Genomic DNA, 21,932 nt, shown 5'->3' with positions numbered 1-21,932 from the left:
TCTCCTACAAGTCAGAAACGAATTTCTGCGCCGACAATATAAGTCCGGCCCCGAGCGGTTTGATTAGCAGAAGTGGATTCATTCATTAATGCAGCCGTATTATTCATACGATTAAGTGCTTCAGAATAGTTTTTGTTTGTCAAATTCTGTACCAAGAATTTAAGTAGCACATTTTTATTTATTTTATAATCACTGTAAAAATCGACCACGGTTGGAATTTTTTTCTCCTTTTCCATCACCGTTCGTCCATCACTGTCCTGATTATAAGGATCTGAATCTAGCTTATAGGAATTACCGGCATATTTAACTATCGCTCCAATACGAAGTTTTTCGCCTAATAAGCGAACCCCTGTATCCAAAGTCATAAAACTTTCAGGTAATTGTGATACAGGATCTGCCCCAAAAATCGATGTAGAAATAGAAGTCGGTTGGCTTGTTTTTTGTCGACTATAAGCCAATTTGCTATAAAATACACCGGCATCATAATCAGCAGAGACTTCATAGCCGCGCATTCTTACCGGAGTTATGCTATTGCTATAAATATGTATACCGAAATTTGAGTCAACATGCTTCCAATCTTCTTCTGATAATTTCGAAGATTGGCATACCCTACCATCTTTACACAGAGCATATAAATCACTACTGATGTAATTCTTTATCTTAGTATGATACCAGGCTGCTTTCAGACGGAAAGTATCTCCTTTTACAATCATGTCTGGACGGTAACTATTAAAGCCGATTTGATAAGTATCCGATTTTTCTCCTTTCAGGAATGGATTAATTGATGGGCCACCTTCATTGCCATAGAAGATTTCCTGTACGTTCGGCGCTCTCATTGAATGAGTATAACTCACAAAAGGCTGGAATTCAGGAATGATTTCCGCTGATAGCAGAAAGCTTGGATTAAATCCACGCTCTTTCAAATTCAATTCGGCTTTACCTTGCGGGAAACAGTTAACTCGTGGCTCACAGGCTGGTTTATGGCCCTTTACACTATAATCAATATAATTAAGATTAATATTAGCTTGGTAAATATCACGAGTAATTTTCAATCCGCTATAAATACTGGCAATATTTTGTTTACCACTTGGTGCGAAACTATTATTTTCTTTTGCTTCGCCATCTTTCTTTTTATATTCCTTCTTTTTCTCTTCATCTTCCTCTTCTATATCAGAGTAAATACTATCAGTCGTCTTACTATATTCAGTTTTCATCAACTTACCACCGAATATCAGATCAAAATCTGTATCGCCGTAATTAAAACGGCTGATGTTACTGAGATTAATAGCGTTTGACTTATTTTTAGTTTTGCTTTTTGTCAATGCATTAAGTGCAGTATTATATATTTGATCACTTCCACTAGTGCTAACTAACAATTTCATATCAACCAATTCACTGAATGGCTTATAGTTGTATTTCAGATAAAAATCCTCGCTATCAATATGACGATGGGTAAATTTATTGTGATACAATCGACCACTTAATTCCATATCATGAAATTCATTTGACTTAATATTTAATTTCATTAATTGCGAATTTGGTTTCTGTTTAAAATATTTATTGGTACCAAATTCATCACTTGATATTCCATCCCCATTTTTATAATTTGCATCAATTGAATGTCCACTGACGGCCAACATAGCGCCAACTGATCCTTCAGAACTAAAAACCTGAGTTTTACCAGCGACGGCTATCATGCCATTATGACCAATGCCATTATCGCCATAGAGCATTTTTGTACGTATTCCCAGTGTATTACCACTGAATATCACATCATCAATACCAATCGTACGGAAATTAGCACTACCTGCTAATGCGTTGACACTATCTGAACCATCAGATTGTCCCCGGCTAATATCCACACCGACAATAAAGTTAGGATCAATTAATGAACCAAACTGACTCTGAAGACTATTACCGTGGGTTACGCTGGTAGGTGATGTACCATAAAAACTCTGGCTAACACCATCAACCATCATATTTACTCTCCCAAATCCACTTAATCCACGAATATTCACACTCACGGTTCCCTGCCCCGGATCTATTTGCGTATAGGTCCCAGGCATACTACGTAATATACTATCCGTTGATTGAAGTTTTGTATCTTCTCCTTTAGAACTGTATGAACCGGGCCTTTCCATTGCCCTCACTTCCGCATCATCCTGTGAACCAGAAACCTTAAGGCTACTGAATTTCATCACCTTATCTGATTTTTTCTCTTGCTTTTCCTCGCCATAAGCAAACCCTTGAAGCCCAATGAAAATCACACCAGCCCCTGCTATCTTTGTCATTATTTTCATTTCAATCATCCCAAATGCATACAAATCAATATTTGCTCACATGCCCGTCTTTAGAAAATAAAAATGTTTAGCACTGATAATGATTTATCAGTGCTTTAAATAACAAACTTATACTATTTATAATTTATTTCAGTTATCTTTTAATTGTGGAAAATATTTATTAGCATCATCCAGCATCAAAATAAAACTGTAATCCAGTGCAGTATCTTTTAATCGATTAAATCGGCCCGATTTACCACCATGCCCGGCACTCATATTGGTTTCTAATAACAAAATAGAGTTATCTTCCTTCATATCCCGTAATTTTGCTACCCATTTAGTCGGTTCCCAATATTGCACTTGGGAATCATAAAATCCACTCGTAACCAATAAGTTTGGATAACGTTGATGTTTTATATTGTCATACGGACTATATGATTTAATCCGGAAATAATCTTCTTTATTTTCAGGATTACCCCACTCCTCATATTCTCCTACGGTCAGCGGAATAGAAGGATCAAGCATGGTTGTTACGGCATCAACAAATGGAACTTGAGCAACCACACCGCGATATAATTCCGGTGCCTGATTAATCACAGCGCCCATTAGCAAACCACCCGCACTCCCTCCCATCGCATAAACACGTTTACTGTCACCATATTTCTGAGCAATCAGTGCTTTAGTCACATCAATAAAGTCATTAAAACTATTCATTTTATTTTCGACTTTACCTTGTAGATACCATTTCTTACCCAATTCACCGCCACCACGCACATGCACCAAGGCGTAAACAAAGCCCCGATCTAATAAACTCAATCGTGGTGAACTAAATGAAGGGTCCATGCTGATACCATAAGCCCCATATCCATAAATCAGTATTGGGTTATGACCTTTTTTAAACAGTGATTTGCGATATACCAGAGATACCGGAACTTCAATGCCATCACGGGCCTTCACCCAAATACGCTGGCTCTCATAATGATGTTTATCAAAACCTTTTACTTCCTGCTGCTTAAGTAATTCCCGCTCGCCTGTTCTCATATTCCATTGGAATGTTGAGCTTGGTGTCGTCATGGATGAATAACCATAACGGACAAAATCAGTATTAGGATCGGGGTTGTAATCAATCCATGCCATATAACTTGGATCGTCAAACTTAATCTGTTTTTCTTGCTGTGTTTGCCAATTAATCTGACGAATTGTCGGCAATCCTTTTGTTCGCTCCTGTACAACCAACCAGTCATTAAACAGGTCGAAATCTTCAAGATCACTATCTTGTTGCGGAGCAATGACTATTTTCCACGGTGTATTAATGGCATCCGTCTGATAAAGCCCATAAGTTTCATTCTCATGATTTGACCGGATGTAGAAGTGATCGCGGAAATGGTCAATATAATACTCTCTGCCTTCCTGACGAGGAGAAAATACCTGAAGTTCAGCTTGGGGTTTATTGGCATCAATCAGCAAATATTCAGAAGTCGAATTACTGGTTATCGACAACATAATATAATCACGGGAAGTGCTTTTAGACACGTTTAAATAAAAACGCTCATCGTCTTCCTGATATATTTTCTGATCTTCGCTGGTATTGCTACCATATTGGTGACGAAATACCTGATATGGCAATAAGGTCTGTGAATGTCTGCGCACATAAAACAACGTATTATTGTCATTAGCCCAAACCATGTTGCCAGAAGTATTTTTTATTACATCGTTATTCCACTGTTTATCCGCAATATCTTTAAAAGATATCTGATAATTACGGCGCCCTTGCGTATCTTCCGCAATCGCAATACGTTTATTATCCAGAGAGATGGCAAAATTACTCAGTTGGTAATATTCGTGCCCTTTAGCTCTTTCATTACCATCGACCAATACCTGCCAATCTGATGAGCCATCAACAGGTTTACGCTGATAAATCGGGAAATCTTTGCCCGTTTCATAGGTTGTCCGATAAATATACCCATTATAAGTATAGGGTACCGATTGATCATCCTGCTTCACCCTGCCAACCATTTCTTCGTATAACGTATCCCGTAGCTGTTCACCGGGTTTTAGCATCTGTTCGGTATATTTATTTTCGGCTGTCAGATAATCAATGACTTTTTGATCTTTACGATTATCATCCCGCATCCAGTAATAATCATCTATACGAGTATCACCGTGGGTAGTTATATGGTGTGGTTGTTTCATTGCCTTTGGTGGCATAATTTCTTCCTCTGCGGCGACAGGATTCAACCAGCCGCTTAATAAAAACATCAATAACAGCCCTTTAGTTTTCAGGGCAAACCGCGCTTGCTGCCTTAACATATTTGCTGTCCTTAAGTCGCTCAAAGTATTAATTAGTTAAACTAAAATCAATCGGAAGTTCTATCGTAATTCCATTACCGCTTAAAACGGTATCGGGGGGAGCTGGCAACGGTTGCGCTCTTGCCAGAACTTGCTTCGCTTCCCTGTCTAAAGAATGAGTTCCTGAACGACGAACTAAGTCACTGTTAGTAACATAGCCCTGTTTATCAATAGTGAATCTGACTGTAGGCCGACCCGTGCGATTTCTTCTCTGTGCATCCTCTGGATAGCGTTTATAGCGGTTCAAATGCCCGATAACTTCGGCTCGCCATAGTGCATCCGCATCAGCGATAGCCTTTGAATCACTGTCATAAGAAGCAGCAACCCGCGAAGTAACATTCGTAGATATAGCCGTACTGCTCACCATAGCAGCACTACTTTGAGATTTTTCACTCTCTTGCTCTTCTACCTGCTGGCGCTTCACCGGTGGTGTTTTTTCAAGCTCCTCATGGTGTTTTTTCTGTTTTTTAGGTTTATGCACCAGAATCTGCGCCTGTTCATCTTTAATAAGCTCAGGCGTCTTAATCTCATTAATCTCGCTTTCCTGCTGCCGGCTGGCAACAGCAAGTTGCTGTTCAATACCGATAGGCTGTTTTTGTACCCGATGTGTCGCTTCTGTTAACAATGAAAGCTCCATCATCACCGCCGGCGGCGGCATCAGTTCATCAATAGCAATTTCGTCTGGCTGGTAGATAATCCAACCAACCAAAATGAGGTGAGCAGCAATAGCAGAAATGAGCCATTTTTTAAAATGCCCCGTTTGAAAGGCCGGGTGTGTCAGCGTCAACATGGATGATAGCGCATAATTTTAATTATCATTTAGTAATGATAATTAATTTCATATGCTAATGAAAATTATTTTTCCCTGTATCGTTAACTTGAGCACATCCCTGTGCCAAGGCCCCTTATATACGGGGAAAAGATTACCATTTGTTTAAAATATCTACGGTTTTTTTACTGGTGTATACCAGACATAATCAGCATATTGGCTATCCAGTACATTGCTTTTTTCAGCGATGATCAACACAACAAGATCCTCTTGGGGAGATAAGTCTTTAACATGCAGAGGAACACCTATTACTTTTGTTGCATGATATCCACCCGCAATCAGTGTGGCAGGAGCCGGCGCTTTAAGTAACTGTTCCGCCATTCTGCGATCCCGCATTTGCTGAATAGCTGTCATGGCAGATAACTGTTGTTCCGTTATTTCACCACCGTGAACATCTTTAATCACCGCTTTAATCTGCGCTTTAACATTTTCAGCAACAGAAATATTCCCCTGGAGGGTCGGAGGGTTACTGTAAACTGCTTTAATTTCACTGCGATCTAAGTTTGCAGACAGCAACGGATAAGGCTGATACATAAGCTCCATGACCAATCCTCCATACAACTCCCACCGCCACCCATCTTGCCATGCAAGAAGCTCTTTTATGCGACTTTCACGTACGATAGGCTTAGTTTGCAACCAACTCTTAACCTTATTCACTTTTTGCTGCTGATCAGGATTAATCATCTCTAACAGGACTGAACCCTGCTCTCTTTTAAGCGGAAGTTGCTGAACCAACCAAAGCTCTATCTGATGATGATATGGATTATCATGTTTTTCACCCACAACTACCCGCTGATGTGATGCCAGCCGATTGATCAATTCCTCAGGGGTCAGGGCATGACCTGTTTTAAGATCGATAATAGCCCCTTGTTGAGTCAGTTCCGGTGAAAGCGCTTGGAGAGTTGGTTTCTGTTGTACAAATACACACCCAGATAAGACCAGTAAGCCACAGATAATCAGAAAAGATTTTACAACCGTGAGAAATTTCATTATGCCCATTATCCATATTAATGTTTTGCGCATCATATAGATAATAAGAATCGTTTACAACAAACCGCCCCTGCCTATAGGAAACAGGGGCGATGGGTATTACAGCGGATGAGTTTGCGCTTCAACTGCCGCCAGAGCGACCATATTAACGATACGACGTACAGAAGAAATTGGTGTCAGAATGTGTACCGGTTTGGAAACCCCCATCAGAACTGGGCCAACGGTAACGCCTTCAGAACTGGTGACACGTAGCAAGTTATAACTGATACGGGCAGATTCCATATTCGGCATAATTAACAGATTGGCAGCCCCTTTCAATGGGCTATCTGGCATAATGTCACGGCGAATACTTTCAACCAATGCGGCATCACCATGCATTTCACCATCAATTTCAAGCGAAGGTGACATTTTATTCACCAATTCCAGCGTCTGGCGCATCTTCTGTGCTGAGAGGCAATCTGTGGAACCAAAACTTGAATGAGAAAGCAAAGCAACTTTTGGTTCAATACCGAAACGGCGGATTGTCTCTGCGGCCATAAGGGTAATCTCGGCCAATTGTTCAGGCGTTGGATCATTATTGACATAAGTATCCGCAATAAAAGTATTACCACTTGGCAACATCAATGCATTCATTGCACCAGCAGTATGAACCCCATCACGGAAACCAAACACATTTCTCACGACATCGTAATGTTCACTGTAACTGCCAACGGTGCCACAAATCAGGCCATCAGCTTCACCACGCAGTACCATAATCGCCCCAATCAGGGTGGGATTACCGATAACTGCACGACGAGCTTGTTCAGCAGAAACACCTCGACGTTTCATAATGTGATGATATTCCTGCCAGTATTTTTTGAAGCGCGGATCATTCTCATTATTGACGACTTCAAAATCTTTACCCGCTTCAATATGCAATCCCAGTTTCTGGATACGCATTTCGATAACACTGGGGCGACCAATTAGAATCGGGTAAGCCAGCTCAAGAGAGATCAGCTCCTGAGTCGCATGCAATACACGTACTTCTTCCCCTTCGGCCAAAACGATACGCTTTTTCGCTTTCTTAGCCTGAGAAAAAATAGGTTTCATAAACAAGTTTGTTTTATAGACAAACTCATTCAGCTTCTCGATATACGCGCCAAAGTCTTTAATCGGGCGGGTTGCTACGCCGGAATCCATTGCTGCTTTGGCAACTGCCGGGGCAATTTTTACAATCAGGCGCGGATCAAATGGTTTAGGAATAATATATTCCGGGCCAAAAAACAGATCCTGATCATCATAAGCGGAAGCCACTTCTTCACTCTGTTCCGCCAGCGCTAAATCCGCAATCGCATGAACACAGGCGAGCTTCATCTCCTCGTTAATGGTTGTTGCACCAACATCCAGCGCACCACGGAAAATAAACGGGAAACAGAGCACATTATTAACCTGATTCGGATAATCAGAACGACCAGTACAAATGATTGCATCAGGGCGAACTTGTTTTGCCAATGGCGGCAAAATTTCTGGTTCAGGGTTTGCCAATGCCATGATGAGGGGATCTTTAGCCATCATTTTCACCATGTCTTGAGTCAACACGCCAGGACCGGAACATCCGAGGAAAATATCTGCACCAGGGATAACATCACCTAATGTGCGGCTGCCATTGTCTTCAATCGCATAGGCAGCTTTAGTTTCTTCCATATTTTTATCGCGACCACGATAAATCACCCCTTTAGAGTCACATACCACGATATTCTTGCGTTGCAACCCAAGCGCAACCAGCAAGTTCATACAAGCAATAGAGGCAGCACCGGCACCAGAAACGACTAAGCGAACCGCTGAAATCTCTTTTTTCATAATCCGCAAGCCATTCAAAACAGCAGCAGTACAAATTATCGCTGTGCCATGCTGGTCATCATGGAATACCGGAATGTTCATTTTTTCCCGAAGTTTTTTCTCAATATAGAAACATTCCGGTGCTTTGATATCTTCGAGGTTAATTCCCCCAAACGTCGGCTCCAGTGCCGCAATGATATCAATCAATTTGTCAGGATCAGACTCATCAACTTCAATATCAAATACATCAATACCTGAGAACTTTTTAAATAGGACACCTTTTCCTTCCATCACTGGCTTACCTGCCAGTGCACCAATATTCCCCAATCCTAAGACCGCACTACCATTAGATATCACTGCCACAAGATTGCCACGCGCAGTATATTTGTAAGCCGCTAATGGATCTTCTGCAATTTCCAGGCAAGGCGCAGCAACACCTGGTGAATAAGCTAAGGCCAAATCTCGCTGAGTTATCAGAGGCTTAGTAGGAGTAATCGTGATTTTCCCTGGTTGTGGAAACTGGTGAAAATCCAATGCACTCTGTTTTAATTTTTCATCCATCGTCGGATCCTTTATATACAATCTGGAGTAAAAGCAGGAGCAGTATAATAGGTACTGTGTGTCAAATCATAACATTGACAGCATCTTATCAATAAAGTAGCACTTTTTTGTTCATGAAAAATACTACCCAATTTATCCACTAATGCCCTACTTAATATAGGAAAATAAAGAAAGAAACATTACCATTTATACAATATCATTGAAGTTATAGTAACAATAATAACTATAACTCGGAAAAACTCTCAATATAAATTCAATTAAAATAAATTTTATAAAAGAAAACAAATCTAATAATCATACATTTAACATATTGATTTTTAACACCATTAAAAGAAGTTAAATTATGTATTTTTTGTGAAAATTACTCATCTTCTTTTTTTACTTATCAAACTAATTTGCGCTATTTATATTTTTATATCAGGATGTGCTTTCTGGACTTACAGAGCTATCAACTTTGTAAATCAATCGGTTTTGATAAAATTTTTTCATAGCAATTTAATTTAGGGCAGACCCATTCATTACTGCCTTTTAATCAAATTCAAAGTCTGCATTTCGTGGCTTTACTTATTTAAGGGAGAAGGAAAATGTATAACCATTCAGTGATGATAGTTGATGACCACCCTCTCATTCGCCATGGCTTGAAACAGATTGTAGAGCTCGATCGGGCGCTTACCGTAACAGCGGAAGCTGACAATGGTGAAGAAGCAATAAATATTGCATGCAAGCTGAAACCTGATGTCATTATGATAGATCTCAATATGAATGGCCTTTCAGGCGTGGACACGATTAAATCTATCCGTAGAAAAGGGATCAATTCCTATGTACTGGTATTATCCGTTTCAGATGATCGAAATGATGTTTACGCAGCCATTGACGCAGGAGCTAATGGCTACTTGCTTAAAGATAGCGACTTAGATTCGTTATTAAGCAGTATTCGCCATGCTGCTCGTGGACAAACTGTATTTAGTGAAAAAATATACCAACATCTCGCTAACCGTCATAAACATGTTGATCCTTTATCTGAATTGACCAAACGTGAGTTAGATGTATTAAAAGAAGTTTCCAGTGGCATGACCAATAAGGAAGTTGCTGATGTCTTATTTATTTCTGAAGAGACAGTGAAGGTACACATCAGAAACTTGTTAAAAAAACTGAATGTACGTTCCCGTCTGGCTGCAACAATCATGTATTTGCAACATAGGAAAAATGGAGTAGCCTAATACTTCTTCCGAGCCGCTCCTTGAGCTTATTACCGAGGGTCGGCTCTTATCGCTGTTATGTAGCAAATACCCCCTATGAGAACAGGCCAATAAAATTGAGTCTCCTGTTTTGGTATCTCCGATAATAAAAATCAGGATATCATCTAGATAAAACAGGCATTTTCCAGCATTATGTTTAGGTATTTAAATTTTTTTAAGGATCTGTTAAATGATATTGGATAAATCTTCTCAACCCGCTTTTACTCTCTATGGGATCAAGAATTGTGACACGATAAAAAAAGCCCGTCGTTGGCTGGAAGAACAGGAAATTACTTACCTGTTTCATGATTATCGTGTTGATGGACTCAATGCAACACTTTTGCAGTCATTTATTGACAAACTGGGTTGGGAATCATTAATTAACACCCGTGGTACAACCTGGCGTAAACTGACCGATCAACAACGAACAACAATTAATAATGCTGACGCAGCAAAAGCGTTGATGTTGGAACAACCCGCTATTATCAAACGTCCACTATTAATTTCTGCAAAAGGTGATTGCCTATTAGGCTATAAAGTGGATGAGTATCAGCAATTTTTTGCTGAGGCACTCTGAAATGACTTGCCCTGTAATTGAACTTGCACAACAACTCATCAGACAACCCTCTATCAGCCCGGACGATAAAGGTTGCCAAAATATTATGATCGCTCATTTGCAAGCAATTGGCTTTACCATTGAACGAATGCCCTTTGGCGATACAAACAATTTTTGGGCCTATCGCGGCATAGGCCCGACATTAGCCTTTGCCGGGCACACCGATGTCGTCCCTGCGGGCGATGAATCTCAGTGGGAATATCCCCCATTTGAGCCAACTATCCGTAATGGCATGCTATATGGCCGGGGTGCGGCAGATATGAAAGGCTCATTAGCTGCCATGATTGTCGCGGCTGAACGTTTCGTTGCCGCCTATCCCAACCATAATGGACGTCTGGCCTTTCTTATTACTTCAGACGAGGAAGCGAAAGCCACCCACGGCACCATTAAAGTGGTTGAAACCTTGATGTCCCGCAATGAACGTTTGGATTATTGCCTGATAGGTGAACCTTCTAGCCAGCATCATCTTGGCGATATGGTGAAAAACGGCCGTCGAGGTTCCCTTACTGCGAATCTCACTGTTCACGGTATTCAAGGCCACGTTGCCTATCCGCATTTAGCTGATAACCCAATCCACCGTCTCCTTCCTGCTTTACAGACATTGATCAATACACATTGGGATAAAGGGAATGAATTTTTCCCGGCGACCAGTATGCAAATTGCCAATATCCACGCGGGAACAGGCAGTCATAACGTGATCCCTGGGAATGTGCAAGTTCAATTCAATTTCCGTTTCAGTACAGAACTGACTGACAGCCAAATCCGTGAACAGGTTGAAACTATCCTCAAAAATCACAATCTCAATTACACGATTGAGTGGATACTGGCAGGTCAGCCTTTCCTAACAGCCAAAGGTGAGTTAGTCAATGCCGTCATTCAAGCAATAGACCAATATTGCGGCTATCAACCTGAATTATCTACCAGTGGTGGTACATCCGATGGGCGATTTATTGCTCCGATGGGTGCTCAAGTTGTCGAACTGGGGCCACTGAACTCAACAATTCATAAAGTTAATGAGTCCGTTAGCGCCGCCGATCTGCAACAACTCAGCCGGATTTATCAACGTGTTATGGAGCAATTAATCCAGTGATCACAGCAAATATGTTAACCGGCCTGGCTACTGGCCACTTGATTTCTCTCTTTGGCAATCACCGATTACAACCAGAAGCCGCCAATGCTTTTCTTTCCATGCAACAAGCCGCTGAAAAGGCCGGAATTCATCTGCAACCGGCCAGCACGTTCCGTGATTTTCAACGTCAGCAAGCTATCTGGAATGGAAAATTCCGTGGTGAACGCCCGGTGTTGGATGAAAACAGCCAACCCATGGACATCACCCAATTATCAGAAGGAGAACGCTGTAAGGCAATTCTTCGTTGGTCCGCCCTGCCCGGCGCCAGCCGTCATCATTGGGGAACAGATTTGGATATCTATGATCCAACGATGCTACCGGATAACCAGACGTTATTACTCGAACCTTGGGAATATGAAAATGGTGGTTATTTCGCACCATTAACTCATTGGTTGACCGAGAATATGGCTCATTTCGGTTTTTACCGTCCTTTTGTCGGTAACCGTGGCAGTGTCGCTGATGAACCGTGGCATATCAGCTACCAACCATTAGCCAAGCAATTGGAAAAATTGCTGACTCAGCAGATGTTACTGGATGTATGGCAACAGCATGACATCGCCGGCATTGACTGGTTATCTACTAACTTACCTTATGTATTTGAAAATTACCTCCATGTTGCGCAGGAGACAACCTCATGCAATGGTTAGCTGATTACTGGTGGATTATTTTAGTTTTATTAGTTGGCGTTCTTCTCAATGCCATTAAAGAGTTACGCCGACTGGATGTTAAAAAATTTCTGGACAATAAACCGGAACTACCTCCTCATCGGGATCTTAATAGCAAGTGGGATGATGAAGATGATTGGCCACAGAAAAAGCCATAGTCCACTCTTGCCACTCTCTGGTAAGTTTCCGATTGAGACTTGACAACGCCTGTGCGGTTTCTTGCCGCCAGAGTCGCATTAATGCCTTATATCCACTCAACTTTAATACGGTGATGCATTGCTCAACACTCATTTCTTGCTGGAGATGATTTCTTAGCGCAATCAACGGCAAATCACTGTTCAGCAACAATCGTTGCAAGGCCGGTAATGAAGCAGAAAATGGTCGGTGAGCAAATGCAAAACCTGACAGTTCCTGCCAATCATGCTGATTGAGATGATGGTCAGTTTGGTAATCAACAGGCAAGCTAAATCCAATCTGCGATTCCAGCCAATGTGCATCACGGGCAAGCTGTTGCTCAGCTTGAATCCCCAGCACAATCCCTTGTTCACTCAGGGGAAAAATAGCCATTGCCGTATAACAACCGCTGCTGGCTTCTAAATGAGTTCCCATTCGCACTAATTGGAAGCCACATTTCTGCCATAATGCCCAAAGCTCCGCGGTATAACCAAAGCTAACGGAAATAAAATCCACTCCCTGTTTTTCTGCCCTTTCCCGTTGATACGCGATCATTCCCTGAGCAATACCTTGTCTGCGATTATTAGCCTGTACAGCAACCCTGCTGATCCGTTGAGATTTCAAAACCGCCGCCTGCGGTAAACCGCTATGGGCAGCTAACGATTGAGCAACCAAATTTCCTCTTGGACGACGCCTGCCTGCCCATATTTCATGGGCTAACTCAAGCGCCAATCCACCCTCTTCAACCATCCACAAAGCCCCCATTAAGGCATTATTTCCAAAAGCCGCAACAAATTGCATGCCTTTGGCATCAAGTAAACGCCGTAAATCTAAAGGTGAAGTTTTGTAGTGAGCGCTGGTCAATATGCCGTAAAACTGCCTCAGCAATTCAGGTTGTTTAATCCATTGTTGCTGATGACAAACGTGATAACTGATAGCCTTATCAGAATTGTTGACAGGAATTGCATCCTCAAACAGTAAAGCTTTTTCCAACCAGTTTTCCAGCGGATCATTTTCAGCCCAACGCACAGGAGCCGTCAGGTTTAGAATATGACTATCAGGGATTCCAACACAAAATTTAAGTAAAAATCCGCGTCCTGTACCTTCATATCCTTGCACAGTTGTGGTCAACAATATTCGGGGAAAATAGCTGATCAACTCAGATAATTGAGGCATTGGAATAGCAGCGGCTTCATCGATAAGCAACCAATCAATATCTGACACGCTATTTTGTCTACAATATTTCAGCAAATTATCTACGGCCCAGAATTTTCCCTTTTCCTCCGCATAACACCTAATAACTTCGGTTGCCGCTTTTGCTGGTGCAGTTAACCAGCAATTTCCTTGCCATTGCTGCATTAACATACCTGCAAGTGTCGATTTACCTCGCCCTCTTGGCGCAGTAATGACCCATACCCCCTGATTTGCCCGCAAAAGTCGAGTCAAAATGGCATGTTGGCTGGCCGTTGGGTTGCCATCAGGCAGTTGCCACGCACTATATTGTGGAAATTCAGATTGTGGAAATTCAGGGATGCATAAGGGATCATTTTGCCGCCATAGCAAAACTTGGGGATCGCTAACAATTTGCTGCTGAATATGCTGAACAAAATGCGGCGTTGGCATAGCATCTAACTGTTCGTTCCAACGCGCGCTATCCTTATCTGGTTGATAATGCCATTGGTACCAAGATGGAACCATCATCACCAACCAACTTCCCGCTTTCAATGTGCCTGCCAATATCGCCAGTGCTTCCGCATTAAAACCTGCGGTAGCATCAAATATTCCATGCAGATATTCCTGGCCTAATAAACTGGCCGCCTTTTCTGGCAGCACAGCATGCTGTTTACGATAAGAGATCCATAACCAATCACCAATAAATCTCTGCTGTAATTCATTAGCCTGCAAATAGCACCAATGATCATTTCCACTCAACACCAACAAACGACGTAACCCTTGCTGCTGCATTTCTGTCTGTATCACACTCAGTTCCGGCAACATAACGGCTATGATTTACCAATCAATAATGACAAAATCCCCGCAGCAATCAGCGGCCCCACAGGAACACCTTTAAACAGGGCAACACCCAATACCGTCCCCACCAGCAAACCAGCGACTGTCGATGGCTGATTAGACATCAATGAAACCCCCCGGCTACCCAACCATGACACTAATACACCTATCACTATCGCGAGTAACGATTTCCAATTCATAAACGAGTTGAGGACAGCTTGTACCGTAATTTTTCCACTGGCGATAGGCGCCATGACTCCCACAGTCAAAATAAGTACACCAATAGTCAGCCCATATTTTTCCACCCACGGGAAAAAATGATTCAGTGGCGTTATACGGATAACCAGCAAGAGCAGCATTGCAAGCGTGACGGTCATGTTGTGGCTGATGATGCCCAGTGCGGCCAACACTAGCAGCACCAGTAAAGTAGGATCGAGATGGCTCATAGATTTGATTTCAATACCCTACAACAGCCTAATCCTATTTAGGCTAGGGTAATTTTTCCTTATGTTACAGAAATGACGGGTATTTTCGTATCAATTCAAACAATTAACAAGCTAACGTCGCACCACCATCGACCACAATATCCTGTAGCGTTATATGGCTTGCCAAATCAGAAGACAAGAAAAGTACGGTGTGTGAAATTTCATTAACATTTGCAATCTTTCCGAGGGGAATACCTAATTTATATTGCTCAGGATACCCGTTAATCATATTTTTTTCATCATCATCAGTTTTCCACATGGAACGCTGCATAGGTGTATCTGTCGAACCAGGGGATACAACATTACAACGTACACCAAACGGCGCGAGTTCCAACCCAACACAATGCGTTAAACTTGTCAGTGCTGATTTTGATGCACAATAAGCCGCCATTTGCATACGTGGAACATGTGCCGCATTAGAGCTGACGCTGATAATAGTGCCACTGCGCTGACGTTTAAAATGGGGAATCACTGTACGAAATAGATAAAAAGCCCCAGAAGCATTAACATTAATACAACGATGCCAGTCACTAATATTTAGCTCATCAATATTTCCCAATTGCAATATACCGGCAGCATTAACCAGAATATCTAATTTGGCTGAGATAGACAGTTGTTGGGAACAAATCATTTCGACCTTTTCTGGATCACTGATATCGAGTTGTATACATTTATAAGACAAATTATCTTGCTCAAATACGCGATCGAAACCTATTACGTCAGCGCCAAGCGCGGTAAAATCACGGGCAATTTGTTCACCAATGCCACGTGCCGCCCCAGTTACCCAGACGGTTTTATGGTTAAAATCCATTTGTAAATTCTGTTTATTTCTCATTTTATTTCTTCTTTGATAGCGATTTATTACGCATTTTTTATAAATTCTATTTATCGAAATTTACTGATGAAATTATTTCCTCAGTACTCACAACCATTCCTGATTTTTCGGCAACATATTTTAAAGCCATGAGGTGATCTTCAAGCGTAAAATCAGCTATCGCATCACCCACTAAAAAAGGCTTGATATCTCTCATAAATGCATCAACCGCAGTAATCATGCAACCAATATGTCCATACACCCCACAAATAATTAATTGATTCCGACCTAAGTCTTTTATATTTTTTTCTAACGAAGAGCGTTGAAATGCACTATAACGCCACTTAACTATTACAATATCATCATTATTAGGGGCCAACGCACGGCTAATATTCTGTAAATGGGGTGATCTATTCAAGCCAGCCCCCCATATATCATTAAGTAATGCACGCTCTTCATCACTTTGTACTTTAGGTTGTGCTGTATATATAATGGGAATCTCTTTTTCTTTACAAAACATTCTCAACAAATGGATATTTTCAATTAATTTATTGATTAGAGAGCTATTATCACCGAAAAACTGCAAGAAATAATCCTGCATATCATGAATAAGTAAAATTGCCCTATGGGGTTCGAATAACCAAGATGCTTTATTGCTTGGAAAATCTTTTGGCTGAGGTAGTGTATAATTTTTCAATGATGGAATGGTCATTTTAATACCTTCATGTCATTAATTAGCTTTCTAATTTGTCTCGAATGATTTTTCTTAATAATAATTTATCAATCTTTCCGACTGGTGTAACAGGCATAACATCAATAATCTCGAAACGATCAGGCAATTTATATTCAGCAATCCCCATACCTCTTAAATATTTCCTCAGTTGCAACGTGTTTATATTCGGATCAGCCACTACAATAAAAGCACAACTTTTTTCTCCCATCAGAGGGTCAGGCATCGAAACCAAAGCGCTATGGATAACACCTTCATGTTTGAGTAACAAAGATTCAATTTCTTCCGAAGCAATTTTTTCACCACCGCGATTAATTTGATCTTTCTCACGTCCGACAATACACACATAACCCTCTTTCGTCATATAGGCTAAATCACCGGAATAATAAAAACCTTCTTTATCGAACACCTTCGCATTGTGCTCTGGACTTTTATAATATCCCCGGAATGTATATGGCCCACGAATGATTAACATACCCGCCGAACCTGGCGCTTGGATATTGCCTTGATCATCAACGATACGTATCTCATCATCTTCACTCATTGGGCGCCCCTGAGTGGTAAATATACGTTCATCATCGTCATTAAGCCGGGTATAACATACCAACCCTTCGGCCATACCAAAAATCTGTTGCAACTTACATGAAAAAAATTTCGGTATCACTCGCGCCACACTTTCACTTAACTTTGCTCCACCGACTTGTAATAGCCGAAGACTTTCTAGTGAATATTCGTATTTCCTCATCGTCTGAATCCATAACGCAACAGCCGATGGCACCAGTGAGGTCATTGTTACTTTATGTTCACGTATGAGTGGAAAGCAGGTCGTAGGTCCAGGATCTGTTGCTAATATGACACAACCACCAGCATAAAATACGCCAAGCGCCCCCGGAGAACTCAATGGATAATTATGTTGCGCCGGCAAAGCACAAAGATAACGGGTCTGTTGTGTCAACTCACAAATTTCAACACTGCGTCTCACACTATAATAGTAATCGTCATGCGTCCTTGGAATTAATTTAGGTGTCCCTGTACTCCCGCCTGAAAGTTGAAAAAAAGCGACTTCATCTGAACGTGTCGCCTCAAAATTCAAAGGTAAATTTATTGGCTCTAACCACGGCTTTAATTCATTGGTATATAATTCATTAGTATATTGTATTTTGCCACCATCAACGACGATATTCCTTAACCGTGGACAATGTGTTTTTAATTGCTCCAGGAAATCATTATTCTGTAAAAGTGAATGCTCTGACGAAAATACAATTAGACTTGGATCAATTTGTTGCGCATAAGCAAGTAACTCTAATTTATTATGGCTAAATAATGCATTAATAGGTACTACCCCCATTTTCAGTAGCGCAAAAAATGTAATATAAAATTCAGCTATATTTGGCAATTGTACGATAGCAGTATCACCTCTCTTTATTCCCACTGACGTTAAATTTTTAGCTAATGCAGATGATTGTTGATCAAGTTGATGATAACTAAATTTACGGTCACCACAGATAATAGCTATTGCTTCAGGTTGTCTCTGACATTGTTTATAAAGTATGTCAGTCAAGGGTTTACCAAGCCAATACCCCTTTTCACGATAACGTTCTGCTAATTCAACCGGCCAGGGTGTAAATTCAATAGACATGATTTTATTCCTTACAATAATATTCAATACCTTGAAAAATCGTCGATTACTGTTTATACCTATTTACTTTATCCTCAACCAGAAATATTTCTAACCCTATTTTGTGAGCTGCTTCTAAATAAATTCATTTCGTAACAAATTATACTTCGTGCAAGCACTCAAAATACAAATTTAATTACCTAATATATTGCAAAATAAAATCATATTGCTAATAGTTAGTAACGTATAACCTTTAATCCAACAGGGGTAAATTATGTCATGCTTTCCTCCTGGATATTGGGAACAATATCCGAACACTGCTACCGTGATCACAACATATACTTGCAATGCTGCTTGCAAAGAATGTTGTTTTGAATGTAACCCCTCGGTAAAAGCGCGTTTAAGCCTGGATGAAATTAAACAATTTATTGCACACTCAAAAGCTAATTTTCCAGGGCTAAAGTTAGTTGTTTTCAGTGGTGGGGAGTGTTTCCTGCTAGGTAAAGATCTGATTGAAGCCATTCGCTTTGCCTCAGATCACGGCTTATTAACTCGTTGCGTGACTAACGGTTATTGGGGAAAAAATAGAGAAAAGGCGCAAAAAATCGCCCAAGACTTAATAGATGCTGGCATCACAGAGATGAACATCAGTACAGGGAAAGATCACAGTGAATGGATTCCCCTTGACAGCGTAGTGACCGCGGCAGAAGCATTGGCCGAACAAAATATTACAACACTGATTACAGTAGAACAGGATACCTTTGATTCCGCCATTGCAACGCAAATCACCCAGAATCCTGTTATTAAGCGACTGAAAGAAAAAAACAAAATTAACTTACAGCGAAATACCTGGATGCCGTTCTATGACACCAGCGAAGAACGAAAAGATGTTCCAAACCGGGATCAGCAACTGGCAAAAGGGTGCGATCAGGTCTTTGAAAATATTGTACTGACACCACACGGTGAAATTTCCGCTTGCTGTGGGCTGACATTAGAGCATATCCCCGAAATGAAACTTGGCCGTTTGCAAGGAGGCGATGTATCTCAGCTTTTTAAAGGTCAGGAAGAAGACTTTATGAAAGTATGGTTAAGAATTGAGGGGCCGTACAAGATCCTAAAAAAATATCGCCCACAGAATAGCAGCATTGATCTGGAAAAAATCGTTCATCCTTGCCAAGCTTGTGCTTATTTGCATAAAGACGAAAGGACACGCCGGAATCTGTTAGATAATTATCACAAAGAAATTATTCCGGTAATAAAGAAATTTAACGCTAAAGAACGGCTGGATCTCATCTACTACTCAGCAGAAAAAAATGCCATTAATTTAACTGAGGAATGAAAAATATATACCCTATGGATTTCAAGATAGATCGCGACGGCAAGGGAGTGAATCCCCGGGAACATAGATAACTATGTGACCGAGGTGAGCGAGTGCAGCCAACAAAGAGGCAACTTGAAAGATAACGGGTATAACAGGATCGAGTTGGAGCTTTAATGTTACTACTAACGAATATTGCGAAAACACTCCTTTTCCGGCTAGCAAATTTTTATTGAATATAGTGGTAATCAAGGAAAGGAAATACTTTATTCTTCTTTAGGAATATTTTTACTTGTTATTTTGTGATCGGACTCTAAATAAGGACATTTTGTCGCAAGATATATTTAGTCTAAACGCTCAAAATATAAATTTAATCAACTAATCTATTGCAAAATGTCACCATCCAGCTAATAGTTAGTACCGTCTAACCTTTAGTCGAACGGAGGGTAAATTATTCTATGTTTTCCCATTGAGTATTAGATGCTATACCCAAATACTGTTATGGTAATCACAATATATACTTACAATTAATATCGCAGGCAAGAAATATCAGTTAGATAATTATTTCATGAAATTATCTCAGTAATGAAGAAGCTTAATAAGGAAAGGTTACATATTATCTTATATATACCGTATGGATTTCAAGATGCATCGCGGCGGCAAGGGAGCGAATCCCCGGGAGCATAGATAACTATGTGACCGGGGTGAGTGAGTGCAGCCAACAAAGAGGCAACTTGAAAGATGACGGGTATAACGCTCAATAAAAAAAGAATTCCGTTAACTTATAAAGGAACGAATTATGAAAAGACGTACATTTATTGGCGTGGCTGCCGGTGCAGCTATTGGCAGTGTCATACCCACCGTCAACGCTAGCACTGATAGCAACCGCCTGTTTGGCGTGCCACGTTCATTACTCTCTCCGGGGGAGGTTGAAGAAAATAAGCTAAGGCTGTCAATGTCAAACGCCAAACTCCCGGTTGAAGTTTGGGAAGAGATCATCACCTATAACCGATTCTGGGAAACCCTACAGCAACAGCCCAATTTAGCATTAGAATACCGGGAATCACCGGAAAAAGTGCTGGCTGAATTTGGCATGGACAAAGATATCGTTAGCCCCGGTTCCGCAGAGGAATTACTGCTATTCATCACTTATGACAAAGACTTAATGAATGCGGTAAAAACCAACGACTATGAAGCGCTCTTTTCCCACTTAAAAACCTATGGTTTAAACGAAAGGGGCTCAAGTCTGAGAAGCCGAATCAATCACCATCTCAATCAAGATGCCAGTCTTGTCGCGCATTTTAAAGAACACATCGAATCCTATCAGCTCCAAGATACAGACACTCCTCCTCTTATCCGGCTGAAGGAAATTCTGGAACCCTTAAACCGTGAAGATGATACCAGTATTGAGATTGCTCGCCTTGTGGTAGGGGCAAATGTCGTTGCGGCGGTTAACGTAGCTGTTGGCACCCGAGTTGTCGCAGCGGTGAACGCGGCGGCGGCAGTTAACGTAGCAGCTTACTTGAGCCTAGCGGTACAAGTAGCGGTTACTGTATGTATGGCAAATTATTTACCCAAAATTGATCATAGCGATCTTTCAACCGGCACGGCTTCTCTTCATCTCGCCAGACTCTATAACAACCAAGAAATGGTGGATACACTGGTCAAAGAAGCTGTCAGAAGGGAAATCACCGCTTGTCTGTTTGCGGCGCAAAAATGTGGTTATATCAATCTGCCCGCAACCCGCGAAGAACGCAAAGAAGTGATTCATCTCTTTACCGAATTATCTTTAGGAATGGCAGCAGCATGAATAATATCGTGGGATTAAATCCAGACTTCAAAGTCATATTAATGAATGTCGCTATGCTCGTCCTGATCGCTTTAGTTTTTCTGCCTGTACCATACTGGCTCAGTAACAGCAATCCCAATAAGCTGGCGGCAAGTATTGCGACAACGCTCTTTGTCATCATTACCTTATTTATAGGCTATCAACTGTTATCAAATAAAGCCGTGGTCAAGGAAGGAAAATTATTGATGAAGTCCGGGGTATATTCACACGAATGGGTTATTTCCTCATTACACCAGGAAGAAGGCGTTTCCTTGGAAGATTTTAGTCGAAGTAATGGTATACATATTATCCATTATTCGTCTGGATACTACCACAAGGGACAAAACAAATATTTTATTCTACGTGTAAGTAAACGCCCTCTGATCTGCTTTAGCTCAGAAGGTAATATTGGGTTATGCATAGATGAATCTATTTTTGAAAAAATAAAGGGCGAGTTACAAGGTAAAATATAGCGTGGAGC

General features: G+C 41.0%; 17 protein-coding genes and 1 pseudogene. 8 read left to right on the top strand and 10 right to left on the bottom strand.

Annotated elements, in window-relative coordinates; translation table 11 throughout:
- Positions 1–11 precede the first annotated feature (11 nt).
- The 5 genes from LG003_RS00540 to maeB form a co-directional block, all read right to left on the bottom strand.
- The gene (locus LG003_RS00540) at positions 12–2,300 is read right to left on the bottom strand and encodes a TonB-dependent receptor domain-containing protein (protein WP_262979951.1); all 2,289 of its coding nucleotides are present in this window, start codon (positions 2,298–2,300) and stop codon (positions 12–14) included.
- Between the two features lie 129 nt (positions 2,301–2,429).
- A complete protein-coding gene (locus LG003_RS00535) occupies positions 2,430–4,538 on the bottom strand; it encodes a S9 family peptidase (protein WP_390894085.1) in 2,109 nt (702 codons plus the stop codon).
- Positions 4,539–4,617: 79 nt separating this feature from the next.
- The gene (locus LG003_RS00530) at positions 4,618–5,418 is read right to left on the bottom strand and encodes an energy transducer TonB (RefSeq protein ID WP_112877655.1); all 801 of its coding nucleotides are present in this window, start codon (positions 5,416–5,418) and stop codon (positions 4,618–4,620) included.
- Positions 5,419–5,571: 153 nt separating this feature from the next.
- Positions 5,572–6,447: a ChaN family lipoprotein gene (locus LG003_RS00525; RefSeq protein WP_262979950.1), complete on the bottom strand. Its 876-nt coding sequence runs from the start codon at positions 6,445–6,447 to the stop codon at positions 5,572–5,574.
- Positions 6,448–6,546: 99 nt separating this feature from the next.
- A complete protein-coding gene (gene maeB / locus LG003_RS00520) occupies positions 6,547–8,826 on the bottom strand; it encodes an NADP-dependent oxaloacetate-decarboxylating malate dehydrogenase (RefSeq protein ID WP_112877657.1) in 2,280 nt (759 codons plus the stop codon).
- 584 nt (positions 8,827–9,410) lie between these two features.
- Here maeB and LG003_RS00515 point away from each other — a divergent pair.
- The 5 genes from LG003_RS00515 (at position 9,411) to LG003_RS00495 (ending at position 12,632) form a co-directional block, all read left to right on the top strand.
- Positions 9,411–10,046 (top strand): response regulator, encoded by a 636-nt coding sequence (locus tag LG003_RS00515; RefSeq protein WP_011146941.1) that lies wholly within the window; start codon positions 9,411–9,413, stop codon positions 10,044–10,046.
- 211 nt (positions 10,047–10,257) lie between these two features.
- Positions 10,258–10,641 (top strand): ArsC family reductase, encoded by a 384-nt coding sequence (locus LG003_RS00510; protein ID WP_112896356.1) that lies wholly within the window; start codon positions 10,258–10,260, stop codon positions 10,639–10,641.
- 1 nt (position 10,642) lies between these two features.
- Positions 10,643–11,770 (top strand): succinyl-diaminopimelate desuccinylase, encoded by a 1,128-nt coding sequence (gene dapE / locus LG003_RS00505; RefSeq protein WP_112877659.1) that lies wholly within the window; start codon positions 10,643–10,645, stop codon positions 11,768–11,770.
- Positions 11,767–12,456 carry a M15 family metallopeptidase gene (locus tag LG003_RS00500; protein ID WP_112877661.1) on the top strand — a complete coding sequence of 230 codons (690 nt, stop codon included), beginning with the start codon at positions 11,767–11,769 and terminating at the stop codon, positions 12,454–12,456. Before dapE ends, LG003_RS00500 begins: the two co-directional genes overlap by 4 nt.
- Positions 12,444–12,632 (top strand): YpfN family protein, encoded by a 189-nt coding sequence (locus LG003_RS00495; RefSeq protein WP_112877663.1) that lies wholly within the window; start codon positions 12,444–12,446, stop codon positions 12,630–12,632. The genes LG003_RS00500 and LG003_RS00495 overlap by 13 nt, the downstream gene beginning before the upstream one ends.
- Here the strand turns inward: LG003_RS00495 and LG003_RS00490 are convergent.
- The 5 genes and pseudogenes from LG003_RS00490 to LG003_RS00470 all read right to left on the bottom strand — a co-directional run bounded on the left by LG003_RS00490 (position 12,583) and on the right by LG003_RS00470 (position 18,326).
- Complete coding sequence (locus LG003_RS00490; RefSeq protein WP_262979949.1) at positions 12,583–14,646, bottom strand: tRNA(Met) cytidine acetyltransferase TmcA; 2,064 nt, start codon at positions 14,644–14,646, stop codon at positions 12,583–12,585. The genes LG003_RS00495 and LG003_RS00490 overlap by 50 nt on opposite strands.
- Before the next feature lie 5 nt (positions 14,647–14,651).
- Positions 14,652–15,104: a DUF441 domain-containing protein gene (locus tag LG003_RS00485; RefSeq protein WP_011146947.1), complete on the bottom strand. Its 453-nt coding sequence runs from the start codon at positions 15,102–15,104 to the stop codon at positions 14,652–14,654.
- Positions 15,105–15,207: 103 nt separating this feature from the next.
- Positions 15,208–15,978 carry a 2,3-dihydro-2,3-dihydroxybenzoate dehydrogenase gene (gene dhbA / locus LG003_RS00480; RefSeq protein ID WP_262979948.1) on the bottom strand — a complete coding sequence of 257 codons (771 nt, stop codon included), beginning with the start codon at positions 15,976–15,978 and terminating at the stop codon, positions 15,208–15,210.
- A 70-nt stretch (positions 15,979–16,048) separates the two neighbouring features.
- Positions 16,049–16,669: pseudogene (locus LG003_RS00475) on the bottom strand (isochorismatase family protein); the annotation flags it as partial.
- 22 nt (positions 16,670–16,691) lie between these two features.
- On the bottom strand, positions 16,692–18,326 hold the full coding sequence (locus LG003_RS00470; protein WP_112877671.1) for a (2,3-dihydroxybenzoyl)adenylate synthase: 1,635 nt from the start codon (positions 18,324–18,326) through the stop codon (positions 16,692–16,694).
- 253 nt (positions 18,327–18,579) lie between these two features.
- On the opposite strand from LG003_RS00470, the gene LG003_RS00465 reads away from it, so the two are divergent.
- The 3 genes from LG003_RS00465 (at position 18,580) to LG003_RS00455 (ending at position 21,924) form a co-directional block, all read left to right on the top strand.
- Entirely contained in the window at positions 18,580–19,644 is a 1,065-nt protein-coding gene (locus LG003_RS00465; protein WP_262979947.1) for a radical SAM protein, read from the top strand.
- A gap of 778 nt (positions 19,645–20,422) precedes the next feature.
- Entirely contained in the window at positions 20,423–21,433 is a 1,011-nt protein-coding gene (locus LG003_RS00460) for a hypothetical protein (RefSeq protein WP_112877675.1), read from the top strand.
- The gene (locus LG003_RS00455; protein WP_112877677.1) at positions 21,430–21,924 is read left to right on the top strand and encodes a hypothetical protein; all 495 of its coding nucleotides are present in this window, start codon (positions 21,430–21,432) and stop codon (positions 21,922–21,924) included. The genes LG003_RS00460 and LG003_RS00455 overlap by 4 nt, the downstream gene beginning before the upstream one ends.
- Positions 21,925–21,932 lie beyond the last annotated feature (8 nt).

The organism is Photorhabdus kleinii (assembly GCF_025384885.1).
Lineage (GTDB): Bacteria > Pseudomonadota > Gammaproteobacteria > Enterobacterales > Enterobacteriaceae > Photorhabdus > Photorhabdus kayaii.
Note: the sequence above shows the minus strand (reverse complement) of the source record. Positions and strands in the feature narration are given on the sequence as shown.